The sequence below is a fragment of the Leptospira ryugenii genome (genome assembly GCF_003114855.1).
GTDB classification, from domain to species: Bacteria; Spirochaetota; Leptospiria; order Leptospirales; family Leptospiraceae; genus Leptospira_A; species Leptospira_A ryugenii.
Genome location: NZ_BFBB01000003.1, coordinates 314,294 through 338,144 on the forward strand (window position 1 = coordinate 314,294; position 23,851 = coordinate 338,144).

General features: G+C 41.5%; 22 protein-coding genes. 13 read left to right on the forward strand and 9 right to left on the reverse strand.

All coding sequences use genetic code 11. The annotated features are described in order from the left end of the window. Positions 1-5 precede the first annotated feature (5 nt). From DI060_RS05885 to DI060_RS05895, 3 genes are read right to left on the reverse strand one after another with little or no spacing between them, the layout of a single operon-like run. A complete protein-coding gene (locus DI060_RS05885) occupies positions 6-611 on the reverse strand; it encodes an RNA polymerase sigma factor (protein ID WP_439956890.1) in 606 nt (201 codons plus the stop codon). 46 nt (positions 612-657) lie between these two features. Beyond that, on the reverse strand, positions 658-2,415 hold the full coding sequence (gene mutL / locus DI060_RS05890; protein WP_108974705.1) for a DNA mismatch repair endonuclease MutL: 1,758 nt from the start codon (positions 2,413-2,415) through the stop codon (positions 658-660). 42 nt (positions 2,416-2,457) lie between these two features. Continuing rightward, the gene (locus tag DI060_RS05895; RefSeq protein ID WP_108975675.1) at positions 2,458-2,826 is read right to left on the reverse strand and encodes a Fur family transcriptional regulator; all 369 of its coding nucleotides are present in this window, start codon (positions 2,824-2,826) and stop codon (positions 2,458-2,460) included. Between the two features lie 112 nt (positions 2,827-2,938). Here DI060_RS05895 and DI060_RS05900 point away from each other — a divergent pair, with 112 nt between their 5' ends. From DI060_RS05900 to DI060_RS05915, 4 genes are read left to right on the forward strand one after another with little or no spacing between them, the layout of a single operon-like run. Continuing rightward, the gene (locus DI060_RS05900) at positions 2,939-3,418 is read left to right on the forward strand and encodes a flavin reductase family protein (protein ID WP_108974707.1); all 480 of its coding nucleotides are present in this window, start codon (positions 2,939-2,941) and stop codon (positions 3,416-3,418) included. Between the two features lie 14 nt (positions 3,419-3,432). After that, positions 3,433-5,679 (forward strand): phosphoribosylformylglycinamidine synthase subunit PurL, encoded by a 2,247-nt coding sequence (purL, locus tag DI060_RS05905; RefSeq protein WP_108974709.1) that lies wholly within the window; start codon positions 3,433-3,435, stop codon positions 5,677-5,679. A gap of 1 nt (position 5,680) precedes the next feature. Next, positions 5,681-7,792, forward strand: a complete 2,112-nt coding sequence (locus DI060_RS05910; protein ID WP_108974711.1) for a 7TM diverse intracellular signaling domain-containing protein — start codon at positions 5,681-5,683, stop codon at positions 7,790-7,792. Positions 7,793-7,842: 50 nt separating this feature from the next. Further along, positions 7,843-9,516, forward strand: coding sequence for an FAD-dependent oxidoreductase (locus DI060_RS05915; RefSeq protein ID WP_108974713.1), 1,674 nt, complete (start codon positions 7,843-7,845; stop codon positions 9,514-9,516). A 15-nt stretch (positions 9,517-9,531) separates the two neighbouring features. Here the strand turns inward: DI060_RS05915 and DI060_RS05920 are convergent, their stop codons facing one another. Both DI060_RS05920 and DI060_RS05925 read right to left on the reverse strand, forming a co-directional pair. Then, the gene (locus tag DI060_RS05920) at positions 9,532-10,407 is read right to left on the reverse strand and encodes a hypothetical protein (RefSeq protein ID WP_108974715.1); all 876 of its coding nucleotides are present in this window, start codon (positions 10,405-10,407) and stop codon (positions 9,532-9,534) included. After that, positions 10,404-11,294 (reverse strand): hypothetical protein, encoded by an 891-nt coding sequence (locus DI060_RS05925; protein ID WP_108974717.1) that lies wholly within the window; start codon positions 11,292-11,294, stop codon positions 10,404-10,406. Before DI060_RS05925 ends, DI060_RS05920 begins: the two co-directional genes overlap by 4 nt. Positions 11,295-11,594: 300 nt before the next feature. On the opposite strand from DI060_RS05925, the gene DI060_RS05930 reads away from it, so the two are divergent. The 4 genes from DI060_RS05930 to DI060_RS05945 are packed head-to-tail and all read left to right on the forward strand — an operon-like array spanning position 11,595 to position 15,669. Beyond that, positions 11,595-12,191, forward strand: coding sequence for a hypothetical protein (locus DI060_RS05930; RefSeq protein WP_108974719.1), 597 nt, complete (start codon positions 11,595-11,597; stop codon positions 12,189-12,191). A gap of 4 nt (positions 12,192-12,195) precedes the next feature. Further along, entirely contained in the window at positions 12,196-12,453 is a 258-nt protein-coding gene (locus DI060_RS05935) for a DUF8156 family protein (RefSeq protein WP_108974721.1), read from the forward strand. Positions 12,454-12,468: 15 nt separating this feature from the next. Continuing rightward, the gene (locus tag DI060_RS05940) at positions 12,469-14,778 is read left to right on the forward strand and encodes a DNA polymerase domain-containing protein (protein WP_244594295.1); all 2,310 of its coding nucleotides are present in this window, start codon (positions 12,469-12,471) and stop codon (positions 14,776-14,778) included. 54 nt (positions 14,779-14,832) lie between these two features. Further along, positions 14,833-15,669 carry an acyl-CoA thioesterase gene (locus DI060_RS05945; RefSeq protein WP_108974723.1) on the forward strand — a complete coding sequence of 279 codons (837 nt, stop codon included), beginning with the start codon at positions 14,833-14,835 and terminating at the stop codon, positions 15,667-15,669. On the opposite strand, the gene DI060_RS05950 is transcribed toward DI060_RS05945, so the two are convergent. The 4 genes from DI060_RS05950 to DI060_RS05965 all read right to left on the reverse strand — a co-directional run bounded on the left by DI060_RS05950 (position 15,670) and on the right by DI060_RS05965 (position 18,726). Continuing rightward, positions 15,670-16,257: a DUF6962 family protein gene (locus tag DI060_RS05950; RefSeq protein ID WP_108974725.1), complete on the reverse strand. Its 588-nt coding sequence runs from the start codon at positions 16,255-16,257 to the stop codon at positions 15,670-15,672. A gap of 78 nt (positions 16,258-16,335) precedes the next feature. Next, the gene (locus DI060_RS05955) at positions 16,336-17,043 is read right to left on the reverse strand and encodes a pseudouridine synthase (RefSeq protein WP_108974727.1); all 708 of its coding nucleotides are present in this window, start codon (positions 17,041-17,043) and stop codon (positions 16,336-16,338) included. Continuing rightward, complete coding sequence (locus DI060_RS05960) at positions 17,043-17,789, reverse strand: hypothetical protein (RefSeq protein ID WP_108974729.1); 747 nt, start codon at positions 17,787-17,789, stop codon at positions 17,043-17,045. The genes DI060_RS05955 and DI060_RS05960 overlap by 1 nt, the downstream gene beginning before the upstream one ends. Beyond that, the gene (locus DI060_RS05965; protein WP_108974731.1) at positions 17,779-18,726 is read right to left on the reverse strand and encodes a prenyltransferase; all 948 of its coding nucleotides are present in this window, start codon (positions 18,724-18,726) and stop codon (positions 17,779-17,781) included. Before DI060_RS05965 ends, DI060_RS05960 begins: the two co-directional genes overlap by 11 nt. A 4-nt stretch (positions 18,727-18,730) precedes the next feature. Here DI060_RS05965 and DI060_RS05970 point away from each other — a divergent pair, with 4 nt between their 5' ends. From DI060_RS05970 to DI060_RS05990, 5 genes are read left to right on the forward strand one after another with little or no spacing between them, the layout of a single operon-like run. Beyond that, positions 18,731-19,531 carry an ABC transporter ATP-binding protein gene (locus tag DI060_RS05970; RefSeq protein ID WP_167836930.1) on the forward strand — a complete coding sequence of 267 codons (801 nt, stop codon included), beginning with the start codon at positions 18,731-18,733 and terminating at the stop codon, positions 19,529-19,531. Next, on the forward strand, positions 19,528-20,589 hold the full coding sequence (locus DI060_RS05975; RefSeq protein WP_108974735.1) for an ABC transporter permease: 1,062 nt from the start codon (positions 19,528-19,530) through the stop codon (positions 20,587-20,589). The genes DI060_RS05970 and DI060_RS05975 overlap by 4 nt, the downstream gene beginning before the upstream one ends. Beyond that, entirely contained in the window at positions 20,586-21,470 is an 885-nt protein-coding gene (locus DI060_RS05980; protein WP_167836931.1) for a prenyltransferase, read from the forward strand. The genes DI060_RS05975 and DI060_RS05980 overlap by 4 nt, the downstream gene beginning before the upstream one ends. Then, positions 21,467-22,165, forward strand: a complete 699-nt coding sequence (locus tag DI060_RS05985) for a lycopene cyclase domain-containing protein (RefSeq protein WP_108974739.1) — start codon at positions 21,467-21,469, stop codon at positions 22,163-22,165. Before DI060_RS05980 ends, DI060_RS05985 begins: the two co-directional genes overlap by 4 nt. Before the next feature lie 39 nt (positions 22,166-22,204). Beyond that, positions 22,205-23,719, forward strand: a complete 1,515-nt coding sequence (locus tag DI060_RS05990; RefSeq protein ID WP_108974741.1) for an SDR family oxidoreductase — start codon at positions 22,205-22,207, stop codon at positions 23,717-23,719. Positions 23,720-23,851 lie beyond the last annotated feature (132 nt).

The following is a 23,851-nucleotide window of genomic DNA, read 5'->3' on the forward strand; positions in this document are numbered from 1 at the left end:
ACCTATCATTTCTCGAAAAAACCCTCTCCCTTTTCGTCTTTCAGGATTAGGTGTTTCAAAAACTCCTTCGCTTTGAAGAGCCTGCTCTTGACAGTCCCCACATTACATTCCATAATTTCGGCTATTTCGTTATACGAAAGGTTCTCAAAATAGCGAAGTTCTAGAACTTGTTTGTAGGAATCTTCTAGTTGGGCAATCTTTTCCATTAGATAAGCGGACTCCTCGGAAAGTTCGAGTTTTTTTTCGTAACCTTCTCTTTCATCCACAAACTGGTTGTCTCCAGTATCATCCATGGGCTTTTCCCGACCCCTTTTCTTTTTGGAGAGCAGGTCTTTGGATTTATTCACAACAATGCGGTAGAGCCAGGTGTAGACACCAGCTTCGGCTCGGAAGTTTTGGATGGAACGGTAGCCAGAGATCAAAGCATCTTGGACGATGTCTTCGGCATCATCGGCATCCTTTACCATGGACACTGCTTTGCGGAAAAGCCTCTCGCGGAAGGGAGAGACCAAGGTCATATAGGCCTGTGGATCACCGGCTTTGATCTTTTGGAGGAGGATTTTCTCCTTCTCCCGGAGTGTCATGTTTTTGCCTTCTAATGGACGTGGCATTAGGTCAAGGATGTGATTCCCATGCAAAAGTTCAATGTTTTTGTCTTTAGATTCTATGGAACATTTTTAGGAGATCGGTTTTGGTCAGTTTGATCAAGGTGGGTCGGCCATGGGGGCAGAGGCTAGGATTTTCACAATAGGAAAGCCTTTGGAGGAGTTCCGCAATCAAAGCATCAGAGATTTGGTCTCCTTTTTTCACTGCGGAGCGGCATGCGATGCACTTTGCCATTTCATCGTATAATTCTTGTTCGTTTTCCCAAGTGCTTTCTCTTGTTTCCAGAAATTCCAAGATGGTATCCTTTTCTTCTCCTGGGTTTAGGTAACTTGGCACTTCACGGACAAGGATGGTGCCACCGGAAAAGGCATCGATCTCAATGCCTAAACCACTCAGTTTTTCCTTTTCCTGAAAGACTGCCTGCGCATCCTCTTTTGTCATCTCCAAACGTATGGGGGAAAGAAGAGCCTGTCTTTTGTATGCCTTCTGTTTTAAGTCACGTAGGACTTCTTCGTAGCGGATTCTTTCGTGTGCGGTGTGCTGGTCTATGATATAGAGACCGTCCTCTCCTTCGGCTAGGATAAAGGTTTCAAAGACGATCCCAAAGTGTTTTTTGGGAACGAAGCTAGTCTGCTTTTGAGAGGAATCTGTGAGAAGGTGGAGGTTGATGCCTGGGCCGTGTGTTTCCACTTCGTATGGCGTACGTTTGGTGAGAGGCATCTCCATCAGCAGGTCTGGCTCGCCATCCGAAGTTTGCTCTCTGGGAAGCTGTGCCACCTGAGGCAGAGATAGGCGTCGTCTCATTTCTAAAAATTCGATGGGGGTTTTGTTGCGGAGTACCTCTATGACGGCTTGGTATAGAAGGCCTGAAATCACTTCCTCGGATAAAAAGCGGACTTCTCTTTTTTGTGGGTGAACGTTTACATCCACAAAATTGGCTGGGAGCGAGAGGAAGAGAAAGGCATAAGGAAAGGCGCCCGAAGGCAAAAGCTCTCCGTAACAACGTTTTAGAATTTGAGAACTAAACTTCAAATCCACTGCTCTTTGGTTTACAAAGAAGAATTGCCCCGATCTTTGCGATTTATAAAAATCAGGGTGGGAGATCCAGCCTTGGATCTTGATCCCATTCCTTTCGAGTTGTACTTCCAAGAGATGGTCCCTTAGATTTTCACCAAACAAAGATAAAACTCTTTCCCAGGCTGATTCTCTGGGAACCGAGACAACTTCTCTCTCATTCTGGATGTAACGAAAGGAAACACCAGGCTCTGCCAAAGCCATGGTTTGTACGCGGATTCGATTTTTCTTTTCTTCTCCCATTTCTGATTTTAAGAACTTCCGACGCACTGGAGTGTTATAGAAGAGGTCTGTGATTTCTATCCTTGTTCCTTGGAAGTGCGGGATTTCCTCTTCACGAATGACCTTTCCCTCTTCCACGGTAATTTGGTAGGCAACTCTCTGCCCTTCCGTGCCGCTTGCTAGTAGCACGCGGGAAACCGAGGCAATAGAAGCCAGTGCCTCTCCACGGAAGCCAAAGCTCGAAAGTGATTCTAAATCGCGGAAGTTTTGGATTTTAGAGGTGGCATACCTTTGTATGGCTAAGGGTAGATCTTCTCTTTGTATGCCCTGGCCATTGTCTGAGACGAGGATACGGGAAAGGCCCGCGTTTTCCGTGGCAATCTCCAAGGCGGTTGCACCCGCGTCCAAAGAATTTTCAATGAGTTCTTTTAAGATGGAATGAGTGGATTCAATGACCTCTCCCGCCGCAATCTGGTTGACGAGTTCTGGGGAGAGGCTGTGGATTTTACCCATGGAACCAACATGGGTAAATTAGGGATTATGTCCTACAAAAAATTAGCAGGTTTTGCAAACTCCTACGACCACAGTATCCACTTTCTGGACGGAAAATCCGAGTGAGTCAAAGTCCACTTGGTTTTCCTGCAATTGTAAGGTCGGAACGTCTATGATCTTTCCGCATTTTTGGCAAATCACATGCGAATGTGAGCTTACACAAGCATCATAACGCACAGAATCAGATTCGATATTCAATTTGTTGACCATACCTCGGTCGACAAGGTATTCCAAAGAATTGTAAACAGTAGCAAAACTAATCCTATCCGCTTTGGATCGTACCGACTCAAAAACCATCTTTGCTGTGGGGTGGTCGAACCTTTGCGCTAGGTCCTGGTAAATCAATTCTCTATGTTTGGTCAATGTTTTCATGGGAAACTCCGCTCTACTCTTCCAGTCTGACGTTTTTTTTTCAGCTTGGTCAAATTGAATTTCATATTTATTCTGATTCCAAACATTGATATTTATCAATCTCGGAGGCGGAATGGATTCATCTGCACAAAACTTCAAAGCGACACTTTCCCGTTGGGCCAGTGGAGTTTCTGTCATTACGTACCAATCACCAAGCAAAAAGGGAGGGCTTACGGTCTCTAGTTTCTCCTCACTTTCTCTTGATCCGCCCCTTGTCCTCTTCTGTTTATTGAAGGGTTCACAAGCCAAAGAAGAAATCGAATCCGCACAGGCTTTCTGTGTGAATATTCTTAAGTCAGAGCAAAAACAAATTTCCGCTGATTTTGCCTCTGGTTCACTGGACAAAGCTGAAGTTTTAGACGCACTTTCACCGATCCAACTGAAAACGGGTGCGCCCGTTTTGCCCCAATCCTTAGCAAACCTTGACTGTCGTTTGCACCAAATGATTGAGGCAGGCGATCATTGGATCGTGATCGGTAAGGTGGAAGACACAAAATGGGAAGAAGGTTCACCTCTTCTCTACTTCAATCGAAATTACCACACGATTACATAAAGGGCTTTCATAGAATGGAAAAAGATACCGTTAGTTTGGCAGATGCAAAAGAACATGGACTCACCGAACAAGAGTTTGAACAGATACAGTCTATCTTAGGTAGAGTTCCCAACTCTACTGAGCTTGGGATCTTTTCTGCCATGTGGTCCGAACATTGTTCCTACAAAAATTCTATCCTGCAACTCAAAACACTTCCGACCAAGTCAGATAAACTTTTGGCCGAAGCAGGTGAAGAGAACGCGGGTGCAATGGACATCGGTGACGGTCTTGCCGTTGTTTTCAAAATTGAGAGCCATAACCACCCGACTGCCGTAGAACCCTACCAAGGTGCAGCAACGGGAGTGGGAGGGATCATGAGAGATATCTTCACTATGGGTGCAAGGCCCATTACATCTCTCAACTCACTGCGATTTGGTGACCCTAAGGAAGCACGAAACAAATATCTTCTCAGTCGGGCTGTCAAAGGGATTGGGGACTACGGAAACTCTCTTGGGATTGCCGTTGGTGGCGGAGAGTTGTTTGTACATCCAACCTTCAATAAAAATCCATTGGTAAATGCCATGACAGTTGGTATCGCCAAACACAAAGAAATGGCCTCCGCTTCTACCAAAGGAAAAGTTGGCAACAAAGTGTACATTGTTGGAACGACTACTGGCCGAGATGGGATCCATGGTGCAAGTTTTGCCTCGAAGGATCTTTCCAAAGAGTCGGAAGAGAAACGTTCTGCTGTCCAAGTGGGTGACCCCTTCATGGAAAAACTTTTGATGGAAGCCTCCCTAGAAGCTATACAAAAACAAGTATTAGTGGGTATACAAGATATGGGAGCTGCGGGGATTTCTTGTGCCACTTCGGAAATGAGCGCTCGCGGCAAAACCGGAATGGATGTGGATTTGGATTTAGTTCCCCTCCGAGAGTCTGGAATGAATGCCTACGAAATCATGCTTTCTGAATCCCAAGAACGGATGTTAGTCATTCCTGAACTTGGAAAAGAGAAAGAGCTAGTTGCCATCTTTGAAAAATGGGGCCTGCATTCCAAGGAGATCGGAACCGTAACTGGCGATGGTATATTACGCATTCGAAAAGATGGAAAACTCAAGGCAGAAATCCCTGCCGAAAGCCTTGTTCTAGGCGGAGGTGCTCCGAGGTATGTTAGAGAGACCAAACGACCTGCGTATCTAGATACTGCCAAAGAATTTGGGCTAAACAGCATAAAAGACTTAGAACACAAAGATCTATCTAAAGTATTGGTTCAATTTCTTTCTTCGCCTAATGTTTGTTCTCGAAGGCCCATCTATGAACAATATGACACTGAAGTTGGATTGGTAAAAGTTGTCCCACCAGGACAGGATGGAGGACTTGTTCGTATTCCTGGAACTAAAAAGGGAATCGCCGTATCTACAGATTGTAACTCACGTTATACCTATCTAGACCCTTACCATGGTGCAGCCTTTGCCGTTTGTGAGGCTGCCCGCAATGTTGTTGCCACAGGTGCAGAACCCTATGGAGTCACAAACAATTTGAATTTTGGAAACCCTTACATACCTGAAAACTATTATGTGTTTACGGAATGTGTAAAAGGTCTCGGGGATGCCTGTAGAAGTTTAGGTTTGCCAATCACCGGAGGCAATGTCTCATTTTATAATGAGTCACCCGAGGGGCCAGTTTATCCTACTCCCACGATAGGAATGGTGGGTGTCATTGCCGATGTACAAAACGCACTAAGCACCTTTCCGAAAGACTTATCTAACAAACTAGAGTTACTCTTAGTAGGGAAATTTTCCCCCCAATTGAGTGCTAGTGAATACCTCTCCCAATTCCATGGTTTGGACCAGGGTAGTATTCCAACTTGCGACCTCGAAACAGAAAAAAAGGTAATGCAATCTATTCTGTCCGCAAATGCCAAGGGATTGCTGAGATCAGCAAAAGATCTTTCCTTGGGGGGATTACTGATCGCATTGTCAAAGATAGTGATCGGAGGTCAATTAAAAGCGGAAGTAGACTTACAAGCTTTAACGGAAACTAACAAACGTTTGGATACACTTCTTTTTGGTGAGACAGGGGCAAGTTTTCTTGTTAGCACAGCCAAAGAAAACCTACAAGAAGTAAAGTCGATATTTTCTGCGGAAGGATTGGACGTTGTTTCTTTGGGTAGCCTAAGCCAGGGGGATGGTTTGGCATTGCAAGTACTTGGACAATCATTCCACTGGAGGCTCCGTGAATTGATCGATTCTTTTGAATCCGGTTTGAAACCTTACTTTTAAAATGAGAAAGACCCTTACCTACTTTCTACTTTGCACACTGTTTGCTCTCTTGGGGCATTGCAAAGTCAAAGAAGGGGGAGATGGCTCGGGGGTCTTCCATCTAAAGTCAGGAGAGTATTGGCTTTATGGAAATACATCTGCCAAATATTGGTTGGACCCCCATGACCAAGCCACTTTAGATGATATCTTAAGCCTAAGGGAAGAAAAGTGGTCACAGACTGGACACAACGCAACATTTGGGATTCTAGATGCTGCACTTTGGATCAGATTGGATGTCTCCAACCAAACAGAAATAGAGAAATGGTTTCTCTCCATCGATTCTGCATCCCTCATCTCCATCAATTTATTCTATTTAAATCCCAATAATGATCGATATGAACATCTACAGGCAGGCCGAAGGATTGCCAAACCGGACATTTTGTACCCATATAAACACCCCGTTTTCCCTCTCGAATTCAAAAAAAATGAAACGAAAAGGCTCTACTTCCATGTAAGAACCGCAGGACCAACCTTTGTTCCTTTGCGCTTTTTCCAAGAAGAAGAGTTCATCAGCTTTGTAAAATTATCTGACCTAATGAGTGGATTTTATTATGGAGGGATGATCTTACTTTTGTGCTATAATCTAATCCTATTTTTTTCCATCCGAGAGAAATTATTCTTTTTTTACTGCTGTTATATTTTTTTCTTTCTGCTGTTTATCTTCAATTCCATGAACCAATGGATGCCTTTCATAGATTTTTCACAAAACGAGTTCATTCTCAATTTAAGTCCGATTAGTTCGATTGCTGCGACTTTAGCAGCTACCATCTTTGCAAAAGCCTTTTTGTTTCCAAAAAAAGAGGGCACAAGGATAGAAAAATTAATCAATGTTGCGATATTTCTAAATGCATTTAGCGTAGTGGTCATTTCACTCTTTCCTTATACATACCAAACTCTCATTGCAAATGTGGTACCTCTGTATGCGATTTTGGTTATCAGTTACTCCGCATTGTATCGCTTCCAGCAAGGATTTTCTGGCGCACGCTATTTTTTGATCGCTTGGTCTTTTTTATTGGTGAGTGTAAGTTTTTTTATCTTGATGAATTTAGGCGTATTTGACTACTCAAGTTTTATCGCCTATAGCCCGCTATACGGTAGTTTTTTAGAAGGTATATTTCTTAGTTTAGGTATAGGAGATCGTATCAATAGCCTTACTAAAGAAAGAGAGCAAGCTAGAAAAGATTTGATAGATTCACAAAAAAAAGCCTTAGATGAAGAAAAAAAATTAAATGAATCTATATCTCGTTTTGTTCCCAATCAATTTTTGGAAATCCTAAAGAGAAAATCAATCCTCGAGGTGGCAAGAGGAGATAGTGTAGAACGCCAAATGACGATTCTATTTTCGGATATTCGCAACTTCACTGTCCTATCCGAATCCAATTCCGCCAAAGATGTATTTCTCATTTTAAATGAATACATGGAATGTTTGGGTCCGATTATTGCAAAACACAACGGATTCATTGATAAGTATATAGGCGATGCCATTATGGCACTGTTTCCTCTCCGCCCAGAAGATGCTGTGATGGCAGCTTTGGAAATGCACAAGGAGGTGGAGAGGATGCGCTTGCAATATGCAGAAAATTTCCATTTGGATGCTGGGTTCGGGATTCACCATGGTAATGTTATGTTAGGAACAGTAGGTGAATCAAAGAGATTGGATACAACAGTGATAGGAGATGCCGTCAATCTTGCATCACGGTTGGAAGGTCTAACAAAATATTTTTCTTTGCCAATCCTTGTGAGTGATTCCGTTCGCAAGCATTGTATGGATAGCCAAGTTATAACCTTTAGAGAAATTGATGCCGTCATTGTAAAAGGGAAAACCAAACCAGTCGTCGTCTATGAAGCCTATGCACCAAACAAGACAGAGCGACAGGAGGAAGTTTTCTATAGCCTTCTATTCCAAGGTATGCAATTTTTTAAAGGGAAAGATTTCGATAAGGCATTATCTTCTTTCCAAGAGTACCAGAAGCATTGTCCTAATGACCCTCTTGTAAGAGTTTATCTGACACGTTGCGAGGAATTTCTCAAAAACCCACCGCCTGAAGAATGGACAGGCTATCTAAAATTCTAAAGCAATTGTAAATACTTGCTATTTTTTGAATGAATCTTCTACTCTAGTCTATGGCGAAAGAATACCAGCTACCCAAAACAATCGCTATCATTGGTGCCTCCTTCTCGGGTGCTATCGCCGCCAAACGGATTCGGGAACTTGATGCCAGAGCAAGGATAGTGCTCCTAGAAAAAGGCAATGAAGTTTCCTACTCTCTTTCGGGCTTGCCTTATTTCTTAAGTGGGGAGGTAAAGAGCATAGACCAATTAAAAAAAGAAGATGAGAACTACCTAAAGAAATTCTTTAACATCGAAGTCTATACACAAACCAAGGCCAACGCCGTTGATACAAAGACCAAAACAATCTTTACAACATCAGAAGAGGACCTTACAGAACTCAAATATGATGAATTGATTGTCGCAACGGGTGCTGCCTCTCTATACCCGGACGGATTGCACTCCGAAATAAAAAATCATTTTTTCCTTCGTAATATCCAAGATACTCTACAGATAGATAGACTATTTCGGTCGGCTCAAAAACGTATTTTAGTTCTTGGAGCAGGTTCTGCAGGTATGGAAGCAGTAGACGCTTGTTACAAACGGGGAGTCGAAGCTATTCTCATCGAAAAAGAAGAAAAGATTTTACCTATGTTTGGTGAGACAATCACTTGTCTTGTGGAAAATCAAATATCTGGGAAAGTAAAGGTATTTAAAAATACCAAACACATTACTTTTGAAAGCAATGAAAATCAAATAACAAGCGCTACTTGGAATAACCAAAAAATGCCAATAGATGGAGTCATATCTTGTATTGGAATTCGCCCTAGAACAGAACTCTCAAAATCTATTGGTTTAAAATTATGGCAAGATGGAACGATTAAAATAGATGACCATTGCAAAACTAATATCAAAAATGTGTTTGCCTGTGGCCTTGCTGCTTCGGTTCCAACAAGGGATGGGTATCATTGGCTAAAACAATCCAACATATCCTCTCATACTGCTCTTGTTGCTGCCGAAAATGCCTCAGGTCTCTCCTCTCGGCTAGGTAAAATGGCTCATTCCACCACCTTGCGCGTCTTTGGTGTAGAGTTTGGGCAGATTGGATTGAGTTGGAAAGACGCAGAACAAAGTTACGGAAAAGAAAAGATAGCGCGGATCTTCCATTGGTCAAGGGATCGGGAGGAATTTTTATCAGATGGCAATCGCATCGCAAATGAGTTGATCTACCTTAAGAAAAACCAAAAAATTTTGGGCTATGAAACATTGGGAAACAACACCAAATTAAGGTTAGATGCATTTTCGATTGTTCTTCAAGAAGAATTTACATTATCGGATCTCAAATATGCAGCATTCCCCTACTTTCCATCGGCAGGCGAGAGTAAGGATGCCATCAACTCACTTGCTAGCCTAGCCATCGAGAAAGAGGAACATCGACTTGATCTAACAGAACCGAAAGTCATTCTCCTAAACCGAAAAGATTACTTTTTGTTGCAGGTAGATGAGGAAGAATTGCAAAGTATAGACATTGATGCTCATTTTCCCATAGGTCTCATTCGCACAAACCTTCCAGAGTTATTGCAAAAATTTAGTCGATCAGGGGCAAAAAAAATAGCAACCATTTGCAAAGATGGAAAGACTGCCCGACTAGCCTTTCTTGTTCTGAAAGACCACAATATTGCTAGTACTGCCGTTCTGGGAGGTAGCCTACTCTACCAAGAATTTTCCAAACAAAGTGTGCTCTCCTGAAAAAGAGTCTTTATCTTAAGGTCTCCAGCGGGAAGGACGGAAGGAATTTTTAAATCTGCCGGGTTTAACATGCACACGGTTTGGTGTTTTGAACCGATTGGAAGAAATACCAGAATTCATTTTAAATCGACCTGGTTTGATATCAAACCTAGAACTAGGAATATTTAGGTTTCTCTGCAAGATCTGAATGATACCAGATAGGTCAAAACTGGCAGACCCTGAAGAGCCACCAGAGAGACCGAGTCCCAGGCCTTCCTCCTCCTCTGCATCTTCATTTTTGAGATCATTTGATTGGTTGAGTACGGACTGTACGCTTGGTGGAAAAAACTCTAAACGAGAATAAAAATCTAAAACTTTAGACTCTAAAGGAGATTCATCAGCTTGTGAAGAAATGTCTCTTGTGATCAAATAGATGAATCCGTCTTTTTGTAAGGCTAAGAGTGCAAAGGTATTCTCTTTTATATCTATATCTTTTGGAAGTTCCAATACAAAAAAGAAAGCGCCATCTTCTACATCCGGACTGTACATTTCACTTTTGATTTGGTAATTCTTTTTTTGTTTTCCAATTGAGCGAACTAAGATGTCTTTCACGAAAGGGACTAAATTTTGTTCGTTGCCCACGAGTTTTTGATTTTCAAAGTAAGTTTTTTGTAAAGGGATTGCCTGCACTTTGAAGAGTCCAATGTCCTCATCATAAAAACTGATTCCATATTTGGATTCATTCACGACGGCTCGTCTCCAATCAACGGGGATAAAACAGCGAAATTTTCCAGCATAGGACTGGTATAGATTTCCTGATTCCTTTCCGTGGTAAACATAAGGATCTCTGAGCACATTGACAGTTTGGCACTGTATTAGTCCTAACAATAAGAAGAGAAAGATACGTCTCATAAATTGCTCTCCAAGGTGCTTGACAGGCTATCTAAGAGCAGATCCTCAGCTTCATCTTCAAAGTTATTCTGTTTGTCAAAGATTGTGACTTCATCCATGAGCCCAAGAGTCGGCAGAAAGAGCCAAGACAATGCTTTACGATAGCCAAATGAGTATTGCACTAAATGAAGCTTTTTTTCTCCTTTAGCCCTGTAATAGATTGAATAGGTATCATTTCTATACTCGACTTTTGGAAGTATACCTAAACTCAATAGAAATCCAATCATATTGATCTGGTCTGCTTCTTTTTTTGGCTCAGTAAAATAGAGATAGGCTTCACAATTGCGGAAGTCTTTTGTTAGCCAATTCTCCGATAAGAAGATAACTTCCGTATTGTGGTCCAAATACTTGGTATAGGCACTCCATTTTGTTTCCCAATCTCGGTCTTGGTTTTTTTGTTTTTTGAATAAAGCGTATTTTTCAAATGATTTTGGGCTGAGAAGGATTTTTAGGTCTTCTGTATCTTTCAAAGAATTGGGTACTCCGTAGAGTATGGGAATGATTTGGATTTTGGATTGCAAAGATTTTGGTAAACTTGTTTTTAGGTAGACCAAAAACTCTGGGTCAACTCCCAAAAAGTCTATCTTATCTTCGGGTCTCGGTTTCTCTTCGCCCTCCATATCAATCCAGTCGCGTTTGGTATCGATACTGGAAATCTCTGAATCAAAATGGCCATATCTCATTTGTGCAACCAAACAGAGATTTGGTTTCTTTTCTAGGATAGGCAAACGAACTTGGGTGGGCTCCCCTTGGGTCTTTTGGTTGGATTTGATCTCTCGCACGTACCAAGATATTTGGCAATGTTGGAAGAGTAAGCAAATGGCAAAGAGAAAGAATTTCCCGAGCATTGGGATAGAGAACCAGATGCGATGATTTTTTTGGATTCTTTTTTATTTTTGTTCCGAAAAAGTTTTTTTAAACACAGTCCCCACCTCCATCTAATAAAAATTAGTTGGTATGCCAAAGACCCAGATTTTTTACTCGATCTCTCGGCTTTAGATTTATGTCACATAATTCTTTTCTAAGCCCATAGAGGATTTCCCTTCCTCTCTTCCATTTGCAAGTGCCAACACAAGAACTGGGCCCTAGATTTGTACGAAAATCTATTTTTACTTTACATATTTATACTTATCATTTGAATAGTATTTATGGGAAATGCCCTTCTTTCCTTCCGAGAATCGGAACTCTATGCCCCTATCCAAAACTGGAACCAAAAAGGTATGGCCCTCCTCACGGGCGAACGAGGGATCTACCGTTTGGCCCTGCATTGGGAGTATGCCTTTGCCCAAGCGGGGCTTCGCATCTTCAATTTGGATTGTGCCATTCGCTTCAATCCCTTTGTCATTACCCAAGAGACAAGGAAGCGCAATGTCCCCCCAGAGCCGCTCCTAGATCGGATTTTGGTACAAAGAGCCTTCACTCCTTACCAGATCCTCGATACACTGCACCGGCTCCTAAAAGAGCAGGAGTCAAATACGATCTATTTTCTTTTAGCTCCCTGCAAACAGTTCTTAGATGGTGACGTACAAGAAGAAGAAGGCATCTTTCTTTTGCATAAGATGTTGCATTGCCTAGAAAGGTTCCAAGAATACCGCATCCCTCTTCTTGTCATAGAATCTGTCCAATACCGACACAAAAATTTCCAAATGTTTTTCCCTAAACTGTTGCAAGCATCTCCCAATTTATGGGAACTCAAAATCGAAGAAGGTCTCTCGCGTATCAAAATTCGTAGATCGGAGGTCTGAACCTATGGGCCGAACCATTGCACCTTACTCACGCCAAATTTTACAAATTGAAGAAAATCTTTCCGAGTTTCGTAGAGCCCTCCGAAAAGAAGACCAAGCCATCTACGATGAATTGATTCGTTCTTCCAAATTACAAGTGCAAGCTGGAGTTATGGCTGCATCTCCCTATCCGATTGATTCCATGCTCCTCACCATGGTCATAGAACTCAAAAAAGAAATCAAAAAACTCCAGGCAGACATCCAGAAACTCCAAGGCCATTGATTTGAAGGGCGTTTTGTGAAAGCATTTGTTTCACATACACTTGGCTATCTCTTTGATATCTACCATTCCGAAGAGAAAATTTTTCTTTGGACCAAAGATAAACAAGGCAAAATGAAACTATTCATTGATAGATACTATCCTGTAATCTATGCCCGAGGGTCCAAAGAAGTCCTCAAAAAATTGGTCAAACGATTCTATGATTTAGATGCTCTCGCAGAAATTCCTAGTTTTGAAGAAAAGGTTCTCTTCTATGAAAACAAAACCATACCTGTACTGAGGTTAGTGATTTCCAAACCTAGCATCCTACCCAAAATCACAAAAAAGTTATACGCTCTCTATGGGAAGTATGACATATACCATACCGATATTGAAGTACCGATTAGTTACATGGTAGAAAAAGGGATCTACCCTCTTTGCGAATTGGAAATATTTTCTGAAACCGTAGGGCGCGAAGAAGTGATCCGAAGCATTCGCTCTCTCACACAGATTTCAGACTTAGAATATAGTTTACCTCCCTTAAAAACCATTTCTCTGACTTTAGAAAAAAGCCAAAGGATTCCCATTCCACGGAACCGCATCTTACTCAGAACAGAAGAAAATGAATACAACATCCAAGAAAGATCTACTGAAGGGATGTTGGCTGAAATCAATACCATCATAGAAAAAGAGGACCCTGATATCGTTTTGTCGGCTTACGGAGATCAGGTGATTTTCCCTTTTTTATTTGCAGAGGCGCAACGATTAAAAATCCCATTGGCCTTTGACCGAGACAAAACTGCCCCCATTCGAAGACAAATCCAAACAAAAGGGACAAGTTTTAATACATATGGAACCATTGTCTTTCGTGCGGCTTCCTATCCATTATTTGGTCGTTGGCATATTGATTCACGAAATAGTTTTGTCTTCAAAGAAGCCGAACTATTAGGCATTGTTGAACTGGCACGTATTTCACGATTGCCCATCCAAAAGATAGCTCGTGCATCTACGGGCAAGGCCTTAACATATATAGAAGTTGATGTGGCTCTGAAAAAAAAATATTTGGTTCCCTGGCAAAAAAGTGCAGTTGAGTCCCCTAAAACCGCCAATCAATTGCTAAATGCAGATAGAGGAGGATTGATCTTCCAACCAGAGATTTCCCAAGGATTTGTTCTGGAAAATGTAGCACAGCTTGACTTTGCTCAAATGTATCCAAGTATCATGGTCATACACAATGTATCTCCTGAATGTGTGAATTGTATTTGTTGCAAAGATGATCCTGATGTCCCTCGAGTTCCCAAAATCGGCTATACCATCTGTAATAAACGAAGGGGTATTGTGTCCGATGCACTCAAACATGTTTTAGAAAGGCGCGCTTACTACAAAAAAAGAAAAAAAGAAACATCAGGTCTTCTCTCGGAAGCGTACAATGCAAAACAATCCAGCTTAAAATGGATGTTGGTAACATCCTTTGGCTACTTGGGCTATCGAAATGCAAAGTTTGGTCGCTTGGAAAGCCATGAATCAGTGACTGCGTTTGGACGGGAAAAACTCCTTACCGCAAAAGAAGTCTCTGAAGAACAAGGTTACCAACTCATCCATGCCATTACAGATAGTATCTTTATCCAAAAAAAAGACAAAACTCCATTTACTAGCGAAGAATTGGGAGATCTATGTGATGAGATATACAAACGCACACAAATTCGAATGGATGTAGATGGCATCTATTCATGGTTAATCTTTCCTCCTTCCACAATGGATGCAAACATGCCAGTAGCCAATCGTTATATAGGTAGATTTGAAACGGGTGCTTTAAAATCAAGAGGTGTCTATTCAAGAAGAAAGGATATGCCTCTTTTAATCAGAAAGGCACAATTAGATATCATAGATTTGATGTGCCAAAAAAAAAGCATCGAGGACATAAAAACCATAGAGGACTCTGTGTTAGAAATTTTTCGCCATTATGATGCTTTGTTAAAGAATGGAACTGCCTCTTGGAGAGAACTTTTGATCCAAAGATCTACCTCGCAAGAAGCAGAAGAATACGAAGTGGATGGCGCGACATCCATTTCCCTTAAACAGCTGTTAGAAATGGGTATGGAGGTGCAAGCAGGTGAAAAGATTCGTTACCTCGTGTCCAACAGGCGAGCCGATAGCAAAGAAAATCGATATACACCGGAAGAAAAGATACAATCGCTAAAAGACCCCAAATTGGTCCGGTATGACAAAGAATACTATCGTTCTCTCCTCCTACAGGCCTTCAAAGAAATCTGGTTTCCTTTTGCGAGCTTCTCTGACTTCCAAGACCTAGTCTCAGAAGAACAAAAACTACCATTCTTTTTTCGCTAAGTTTCTCCTTAGAAATCCCTTTACAGAAAGCAGAACGGTGTTCCTGTGGGTATTATGCCTTTTGAAAACCGCATCTCTCGTTATACGCACTTCTCTGATTTGGATTGGAACCGACATGTCACGAGTCGAGCCTATGAACGGTTTTGTTATGATGGTCGCTTTTCTCTCTTGGAGAGTCTAGGCTACCCCATCCATAGCTGCCTCGAAAAGGGAATCAAATTTGTTTCCTTGGACACAAATGTCCGCTTCCAGAGCCAACAATTCCAAAATGCAAAATTAGAAATCCATACTATCGGCAGCCAAGGTACAGATCGTACCATTTACTTTGACCAAGTTATCTATGACCAGAATGAAAAAAAAGTATGTAGCATCACAGCAAGTGCCTACCTAATTGATGCCGAGGGGAACCGATTGCTTTTGGAGGGCATACCTACTCAGGAGTCCTCCCCATTCACCCGCATTGGGAAACGACTACCAGAGCAAAACACTCTAAAGCACAAAATGCACATTCCATTTAGTGATATGAGTTGTTTTTGGAATCTTCCCTCTGAGTCTGTTTGGAAGATCTTTGAAGAAGGGAGATTTCTTTTCTTTAAAGAAATCATTGATCTAAACTTCATTCATGAAACGGACTCGACTACATTTTTTATGGGCGGGGATATACAAATCCATACACTTCCAGAACCAGGATCCGAGATTCTGCTCTTAAGTTGGATCGAATGCATAGAAAAGATTCGATTTTATTTTAGGCAAGATATCCTTACTGAGTCAGGAGAGACCATTGCAAGTATGAGAGACGAACAGCTATTTGTCCAACTGTCTACTTCTAGGCCAAGAAAAGCTCCGAAAGAGTTTGTGGAACTAGTGGAGCCTTTCCTAGAAAAAAGATAACTACTTTAATCTTTGGATGGATGTGCCAAGAGCATAGTTTGCGAAGGCAAGCATGACATGGAATATATCAACATTCAAAATTGGCCCTCTCGCACCTTTCGTGCCTATCACTAAACCTGCTACAATGAAAAGAACAGCACCTAGGAGTCCCAAAAGTGCTCCTTTCTGTTCCCGTCCGATTTTTTTTAAACAAACAATGATGACAACTAACATAGAAACTGCGCCAACTATGGTTTGGTATAGGCCAAATGGAAACACATAAGTAAAAATAAGAAAGCCGATGGTCATGCTCAAGACTTTGATGAGAAAAAAATTCTGGCTGAGTGATTTGATTCCCAAATGAAAGAAGGCAAGGCCAATAAGAGGCACAGCCACAGCACCAGACATAGCGACAAAAAAATGATACAATGGGTCGTGGAAAGTCAACCCCGCAAAGTGCAAAGAACCCAAACCTGCTGAAATGCCAATGATCCCAAATCCGAGGAATGAGGCTCGAGCCGCCACAGAACTCAGTGCCCAAAAGCGAGAGGCAATCCATAAACTTACGATGGAGAGAAACAGATCGGAAAGGAATGTGCTAATGACCATAGAAAGATGATACGAGGAAACGTAAGAAAAGTAAACTAGAAGAGGAAAAAAACGTGAAAAGAAAAGGAGAGTTTTTCTTTATAAACTTGCCTCTTCCAAAGGTGTGAGAGCGCGGTATTCTCCAACTTTTAGTGATTCATCTAAGGAAATTGAGCCCATTTGAATGCGTTTAAGATACAAAACTTCCTTTTCTAACATAACAAACATTCTGCGAATTTGTCGATACTTTCCTTCTTTAATACGGATTTCCACTTTTGAAGTCTCACCGGCTTCCAAAATCGTGAGTTCGGCTGGAAGAGTTTGGTAACCATCTTCTAAACGGATGCCCTGTTTGAATTTTTCTTGGTCTTTGGATGTGACTTCACCTTGGACCAAAGCGAAATATGTCTTTTCAATTAGGTGTTTGGGAGATGTATACCTGTGAGCAAAGTCCCCATCCGTTGTTAGAATCAAAAGGCCTTCCGTTTCTTTGTCCAATCGCCCAACGGGAAAGAGTGGCATACGCCTGTGCCTTCCTTTCAAATAATCCATAACTGTCTTTTCTTTTGGATCTTCTGTTGCTGTGATACAATCCGGGGCTTTATTCATCATAAAGTAATACTGTTCTTTTCGTAAGAGAATCTCGGAATCCACAGAAAGCTCGTCTTCGAGAGAAATTTTAAAGGAGGGATCTTTTTGAATCTGTAAATTGATACTGACTCTTCCTTCGCCGATGATTCGTTTTACGTCCGTCCTCGATCCAAAACCGAGATGGGATAATACTTTATCCAAACGTTCCCGTTTCATTAAATCTTGTGGCTTCCTGGTAAATCATTGGGAAGTAAATTGAGTTCTTTTGCTCTTTCTAAACGCAATAAGGAATAATTACGATCACACCTAGGGAATGCTTTGGATTTCCATGCTTCTATAGGAATGTAGGCGGAGGAACTCAAAGATGTGTGTAGGAGGATCTCTTCCTCCTTTGACCTAGAAAAGAAAAAAGGATTTCGAAAGACTCCCCCTAGATCAGGGTAATTTCGATCATCTCTATCGATGAGCTCCAATAGACCAAGACCCCTGTCTCGGATGTAGGAAAGAAAGGGAATGCCTAACGGACTCGGATCCTCTGCCTCTCTTTTTTTTTCCAAGGTCCACTTTAGCCAATCATATCCATACAACCAGTCGTGGATGTATCTAAATTTGATTTTGGATTGGATACCAAAGGTACAAAATATATCTCCGATTCTCTTTGAAAACTCAATCCAATATCCTTTTACCCCTTGTTCCGATTTATTTGAATCGACTAACATTTGATAAAAGACAAAATCAAAATCCCAAAAAATATTTTCTGGGAAATGTTCCATTGCTGTGAATATTATTTGGCTAAAACATTCTTGGATGGTTTCCTTTTCCTCAATGGTGAAGTCAAACTGTTCGAAAGATTTGGCAAGGGACACAAAGGAAGAAGCCTTTTCTCTGCCTGGACAAAGGCTCTTTCTCTCAGGGTGTCTTTCTAAGAGTGCCTCATCTAGATGACTGAAATCAACAGACACGACCGAAATACTCCACTAAAAATCGAATGAGAGCATACACCGAAAAACTAAAAAAAACAAACCAAATCAAGTAATGGATATGGTCCTTATAGACCCTTTGTTCCTCAAAGGCGTTGGTCCTTGCCTTTGGCGTGAGGACTTGGATTTTTTTCCATTCGTAGAGATAGAAGAGGATAAAGACACTAACAAAAACCCAATGGTTCCATTCGGATTGGGTAATAAAAAAAAGTAAGAAGAAAAAATAGGATAGGGTGAATATAAAAAAGATAATCTGCTTTGCCATATCATTGCCAAGGAGGGTCACAAGGGTAGTTTTTCCACCTTCTCTATCACTCTCCTCGTCACTCAGCCCACTTGCAATAGCGCTTGTTAAAGACAAAACTCCTGTCAGCGAAAGTAAAAACATTAGCGCGGTCGGGAAAAGAAAGCCTACATACAGAGAAAAATGGAAATAGGGCAACAATACACCTACACCCATCATTTCCAAAAACTCACCCCCACCTCGGTAATTGAGTTTTACAGGAGGTAGAGAATAGAAAGCAAAGACCACAATGCAAAGAATGGCAAACAAGACCGCATAGACTTTTTGCAAATAGATATCTAGCCAGATTGAAACTAAAACACAAAGTATAGCAGAGCATATTCCAACAACTAACACTTGTTTTTTTGGCAATATCCCATCAGGAATCGTTTTTGGTGAAACAGCGTCAGGGAACATTTTTCTTTTCAGAGTATCTACATGGATATCTGCATAATCATTCAATAGAACAATATAAGCCAAGAGAAAGAAGGTAAAGAGAAAGCCATTGAGCAAAAGAAAAAGTGAACCTTCCTGCAACGTATACATTCCCATCATTTGGCCGAAAAAGCTCGGAACAAGGAGTTTGGGCCAGCTCTTGATTTTTAAGGCGAATAACCAGCGACTGAGATTGGGCATGCGAATGATTTTTTCACTTAGCAAAGGGATTCTACTTTCTCAAAAAGTGTCTGATAATTTCATTTCAATTGTGACCGAAAAGGAAACAAGAAGATTATTGTGGGTTGACCAGGTTTTCAAAAATTACGGAAACAGGGAGGTCTTAAAAGGTATCTCCTTTACACTTTGGGAAGGCCAATGCCTTTCGCTCCTTGGTCCAAATGGCGTTGGCAAAACAAGCTTAGTCAAAATCCTCTTATCACTGGAATCATTCCATAGAGGAAAGATTGAGTTTCACGAAGAATTACAAGTTCCCAAATCCTTAGGCTACGCACCCCAAACCATTTCCTATTGGCAGAAATTGACCGTATTAGAAAATCTTTTCTCATTAGCAGACCTGTATTCACTTCCCAAAGACAAAGCAAAACTCCAATCTGAAGACCTCCTTCACAAATTGGGTTTGTGGCAAGAAAGAGACAAGCGCATTGAATATCTGTCAGGTGGGATGCAAAGGAGATTCAATCTCGCCATGGCAACAGTCCATTCACCAAAACTTCTCATCCTTGATGAACCCACTGCCAACCTTGACCAAGAAAGCAAACGACTTGTGTTCACATTCTTGGAAGGCTTGTTACACGAAGGGATTTCCCTGTTGTATACTTCACATGATTTGGAAGAACTCTCCAAAATCTCAGATCAAATTCTCTTCCTTCGCAATGGTACGGTTGCGTATACAATGGATACAGACAAATATCCCAATCGAGACGACAGATATCTTTTCCTAAAACAAACCTATACCGAACTTTTCGGAAACACTGTGTTATGAAAGTGTTGAGCATTTACAAACGGCTTCTTTGGCAAGAGACTAGGGACAGGCTGGTCACCTTACTCCTTCTCTTGACAACGCCGTTTTTTATCCTGTTCTTTTGGTCAGTCTTTGGCAAAGTAAAAGCTATTCAAATACGGATACATTGGGAAGGAGGCGCTGACTGGGAAACCTCCCCTTGGATGCAGAGAGCCAAAGCAAAACTCGTAGATTCGGATACCACACTCTGTAGCTCTGAAACAGAGTGCCCAAGTCCCGATCTGAAACTTTACATCCAAAGCCAAACCTCCGATGCAAAATTAAAGGTCATTCTAAAAACAAATCCCCATTCCAATATTAGCCAAGACAGCCTCCAAACGATTGTTATGCTTTTACAATCAGAACTCCTACACGAAAGCCAGGTTAAGTTCCAGCTGGAGACTGAAGAAGTGGTATCTAAAAGGCAAAAGGATTCTCAGTTCCAACAATTTGTCCCTGGGTTTTTGGTTTTTTCCATCATTATGGTCTTGTTCTCTACAGCTATGTCTGTGACACAAGAAAGAGAATCTGGAAATTGGGTTAGAATGTATCTTTCTAGCACAAACCCAATCTATTTCCATATGGCCCAAATTCTTTTACAACTAACAAATGCTATATTTTCTCTAAGCCTCTCCCTATCCCTTGCAGTTACCCTCGGTTTTCACACTGAGACACCTGTCCTATTTCTATTCATTGGTGTTCTTGGAGCCTTACCCTTCATCGGCTTGGGAATTTGTTTGAGTGCCTTTCTAGAGACCAGTTTGCAGGCATTCCTCAGTGCGAGTTTTTTTATGTTTTTATTTTTACTGATCTCTGGAATTTTATTTCCAAGGCCTACTCTCTATTTCTTTTCATTAGAGCTCTTTTCTTACTTTCCAGGAGCCCTCTTAAAAAGCATTTGGGAGTCTGGTTTGGAAGAGCAAAATTTTGGAATGAAATTTATAGTCCTCATGGCAGAAGGTATTTGTTTACTTGGATTAGGTGGCCTTCTCTTCCAAATACAATCCAAACAATCATGGAACAAACAGGAAAACATATGATCCTATCTTGGTTAAAAGCAGCAAGGCTTCCCTCCCAATCTTACATCCTCACACCTTTGGTTTTAGGTTTGTCCATAGCACAAGCGCAAGGCGGTAATTTAAAATTCGAGATCCTGATTTGTCTGGCCATCTATAGCCTTTGTTTGCAACTCTACATCATCTTTGCCAATGACTATGCCGACCAGGAAACCGATGCTCTGAACGAAACCTTCACCCTTTTTTCAGGAGGTTCTAGGGTTCTTGTGACTGGCGAAAGAAATCCCAAAGAGATTCGCAATGCGGCTTTGTTGAGTATGTCTCTCTGTATTGCCTTATCATTGTATTTTTCCCTTGCTAGCCAGTCCTTCCTTCCCTTTGTGCTCACCATCCTTTCTCTCCTTCTTCTATTCTTTTATAGTTATGCTCCTGTCAAACTCTCCTATCGTGGGGGTGGAGAGTTCTTACAAATGTTAGGTGTTGGTTTAGTTTTACCTTACTATTCCTTTTTTCTTTGCCAAGGAAATTCATATCCTTGGGAACTTCTTTTTGTTCTACTTCCCCTAAACCTTTCCTGTGGGATCGCCACTTCCTTGCCTGACCAACCTTCCGATAAAATCTCAAATAAAAAAACGATCGCCGTGAGTTTTGGCCCTTTGGCGGCCAAGTTGATTCTCATGTTTTGTGAAGTCGTCTCACTTGTTTCTATATACATCCTTTTCCCAGCTGTAAGCCAAACTTTGTTACTAGGCCATATCCTCCTGTTTGCAATCATCGCATTACAGTTATTATGCTCCAACGGGATTCCTGGTAAACTTCGTCTGTCCGTTTTTGTTTTTTTATCCATTTTATTCAATCTTTCCGTACAAGTTTGGCTAATTCTTTTTTTCTTTCAGGTCACATGAACCCTTCGATTTTATCATATCATTTCTTAACACTCTCCCTTTTGTTTTGTATCCCGGGGCTTGTTGTGTATCTCCTCCGAAGTGACCTCCGACAGGTGATCCATATCCTTGCCATTGTCTCCATTCCATTTGGCTTTACAGAATTTTTATTTTATCCAAGCTATTGGGAGCCCAAGTTTCTATTTGATTTGGTCCATGTACTTGGATTTGGGATTGAGGATCTTTTGTTTGTCATTGGACTTTCCGCATTCACCTCTACAAGTTATCCTTTCTTTTTTCGAAAACAATTCGCTAAATGGGAAGGGAGAGGTTTTTCTCCCAAATACCGCATCCTACTTTTGGTTTTACTCTTTGTGACTCTAGTTCCTACAGTTCATGCCATGGGCATCCATTTAATTTATGGAGCTCCCCTCATCATGTTAAGTTTTAGCTCTATCTTACTTTTTTTACGTAGAGATCTACTCATACCAGCGGTCTTAGGTGGCGTTTCCTCCACAATCGTATATTCTATCCTTTGTTTCCTTTTGCTTTGGATCTACCCGAGTATCTTTGATCTCACATGGCATACGCAAAAGTTTTTGAACATTCGATGGTTTGGCATTCCCTTAGAAGAACTCATCTATGCATTCTCCTCCGGGCTTGCGGCTACACTCTTCTATCCGTTTGTCTTTTCTTTTCGGTTTGTTTCTTTTTGAATTGAGGGCAAAGTTCCTAGTTTCATTTTGGTACTAGGTATGGATATCCAAAGGCTCATTTCCGAATTAGAACAACTTGCCGAGCGAACAGAACTTCTCACAAGTATAGAGGAAAAGGAGCGTCTCCGTTTGATGATTGCGGCTGGTAAAATTTCTAGACCCGCAAGAGATGAAGTCCGCAAACGAAATCGCAGTGTAAAGACGCAAAGAAAAGAACTGATTGCCAAAGAAGAACGTAAGGCGCGGGCCCTAACAGGCATTCGGGTAGCAAGGACAGAAACCGTTTTTAAAGCACCACTTATGATAACGAGTAGTTCCTGGAACTGGGAAAAGGCCGAGGAGCTCCACTCACCAAGAAATTGTTATATTTGTAAAAAAGAATATACGAAATTACACTTTTTTTATGATTCCATGTGTAAGGAATGTGCAGAGCTGAATTATGCAAAAAGATTCCAGTCTGCGCCTTTAGATGGCCAGGTCGCTGTCATCACTGGTTCGCGCTTAAAGATTGGATACCAAAGTACTCTTATGTTACTGCGTGCTGGAGCTAGTGTGATTGCGACAACACGGTTCCCGGTAGACTCGGCAGTACGTTTTTCCAAAGAGGATGACTACCATATTTGGAAACATAGATTGCAAGTATTTGGCCTTGACCTACGGCATACGCCGAGTGTGGAAATTTTTTGTTCTTACCTCGAAGAGCATTTAGATCGTTTAGACATTCTAGTAAACAATGCCGCACAAACTGTCCGCAGACCACCAGGATTTTACAAACATCTTTTGCCTCTTGAACAAAGCCCCTACTCAGATTTACCAAAAGATGTGAGAAACACCCTGCGTTTTTATGAGGAATGTAAATCTCAGCTCCATGAAGTCGCAGGCGAAAAAAATTTGGCAATGGAAAAGGCCTTACCTGTGGCATGGACCGGAAAATTGCCAGGCATTGGCATCCGCTCCTCAGCTGAACTTGCCATGATCCCTTATTCTCATGACAACCAAAAGGAACTAGAAACCGTTTTCCCTGAAGGAAAATTGGATGCTGACCTACAACAAGTAGATCTTCGCAAAACAAATAGTTGGCGACTAAAACTTGGCGAGGTCCCTACTTCAGAGCTTTTAGAAGTCCAACTCATCAATGCCATTGCCCCCTTTGTCCTTTGCAATCGTCTGGTTAGCATTATGCGAAAAGACAACACAGGAACAAAACATATTATCAATGTTTCTGCCATGGAAGGAAAATTCCATCGCTTCAAAAAAGAGGACCGCCACCCCCATACCAATATGGCGAAGGCAGCATTGAATATGTTAACCCATACATCTGCAAGTGATTTTGCGAAAGATGGGATCTACATGAATGCGGTGGATACTGGTTGGGTGACTGATGAAGACCCAATGGAACTTTCCCTCAAAAAACAAGAGTTACATGATTTTCAACCACCATTGGATATCGTGGATGGCGCCGCACGAGTCCTTGACCCTCTCTTTGACGGGATCAATACAGGCAAACACTGGTGCGGAAAATTTCTAAAAGACTATTTCCCCATTGATTGGTAAGCTAGTTCTTAATGGTTTAGGCGCATATCCGGCTCTCCCTCGACGGGGGCGCTCGGTCGATCCGGGCGAAGGGTTTGTTCGAGTTTGTAAAAGAAAAAACGAATAACCTAACAGAACAAAATTTTCAATTGG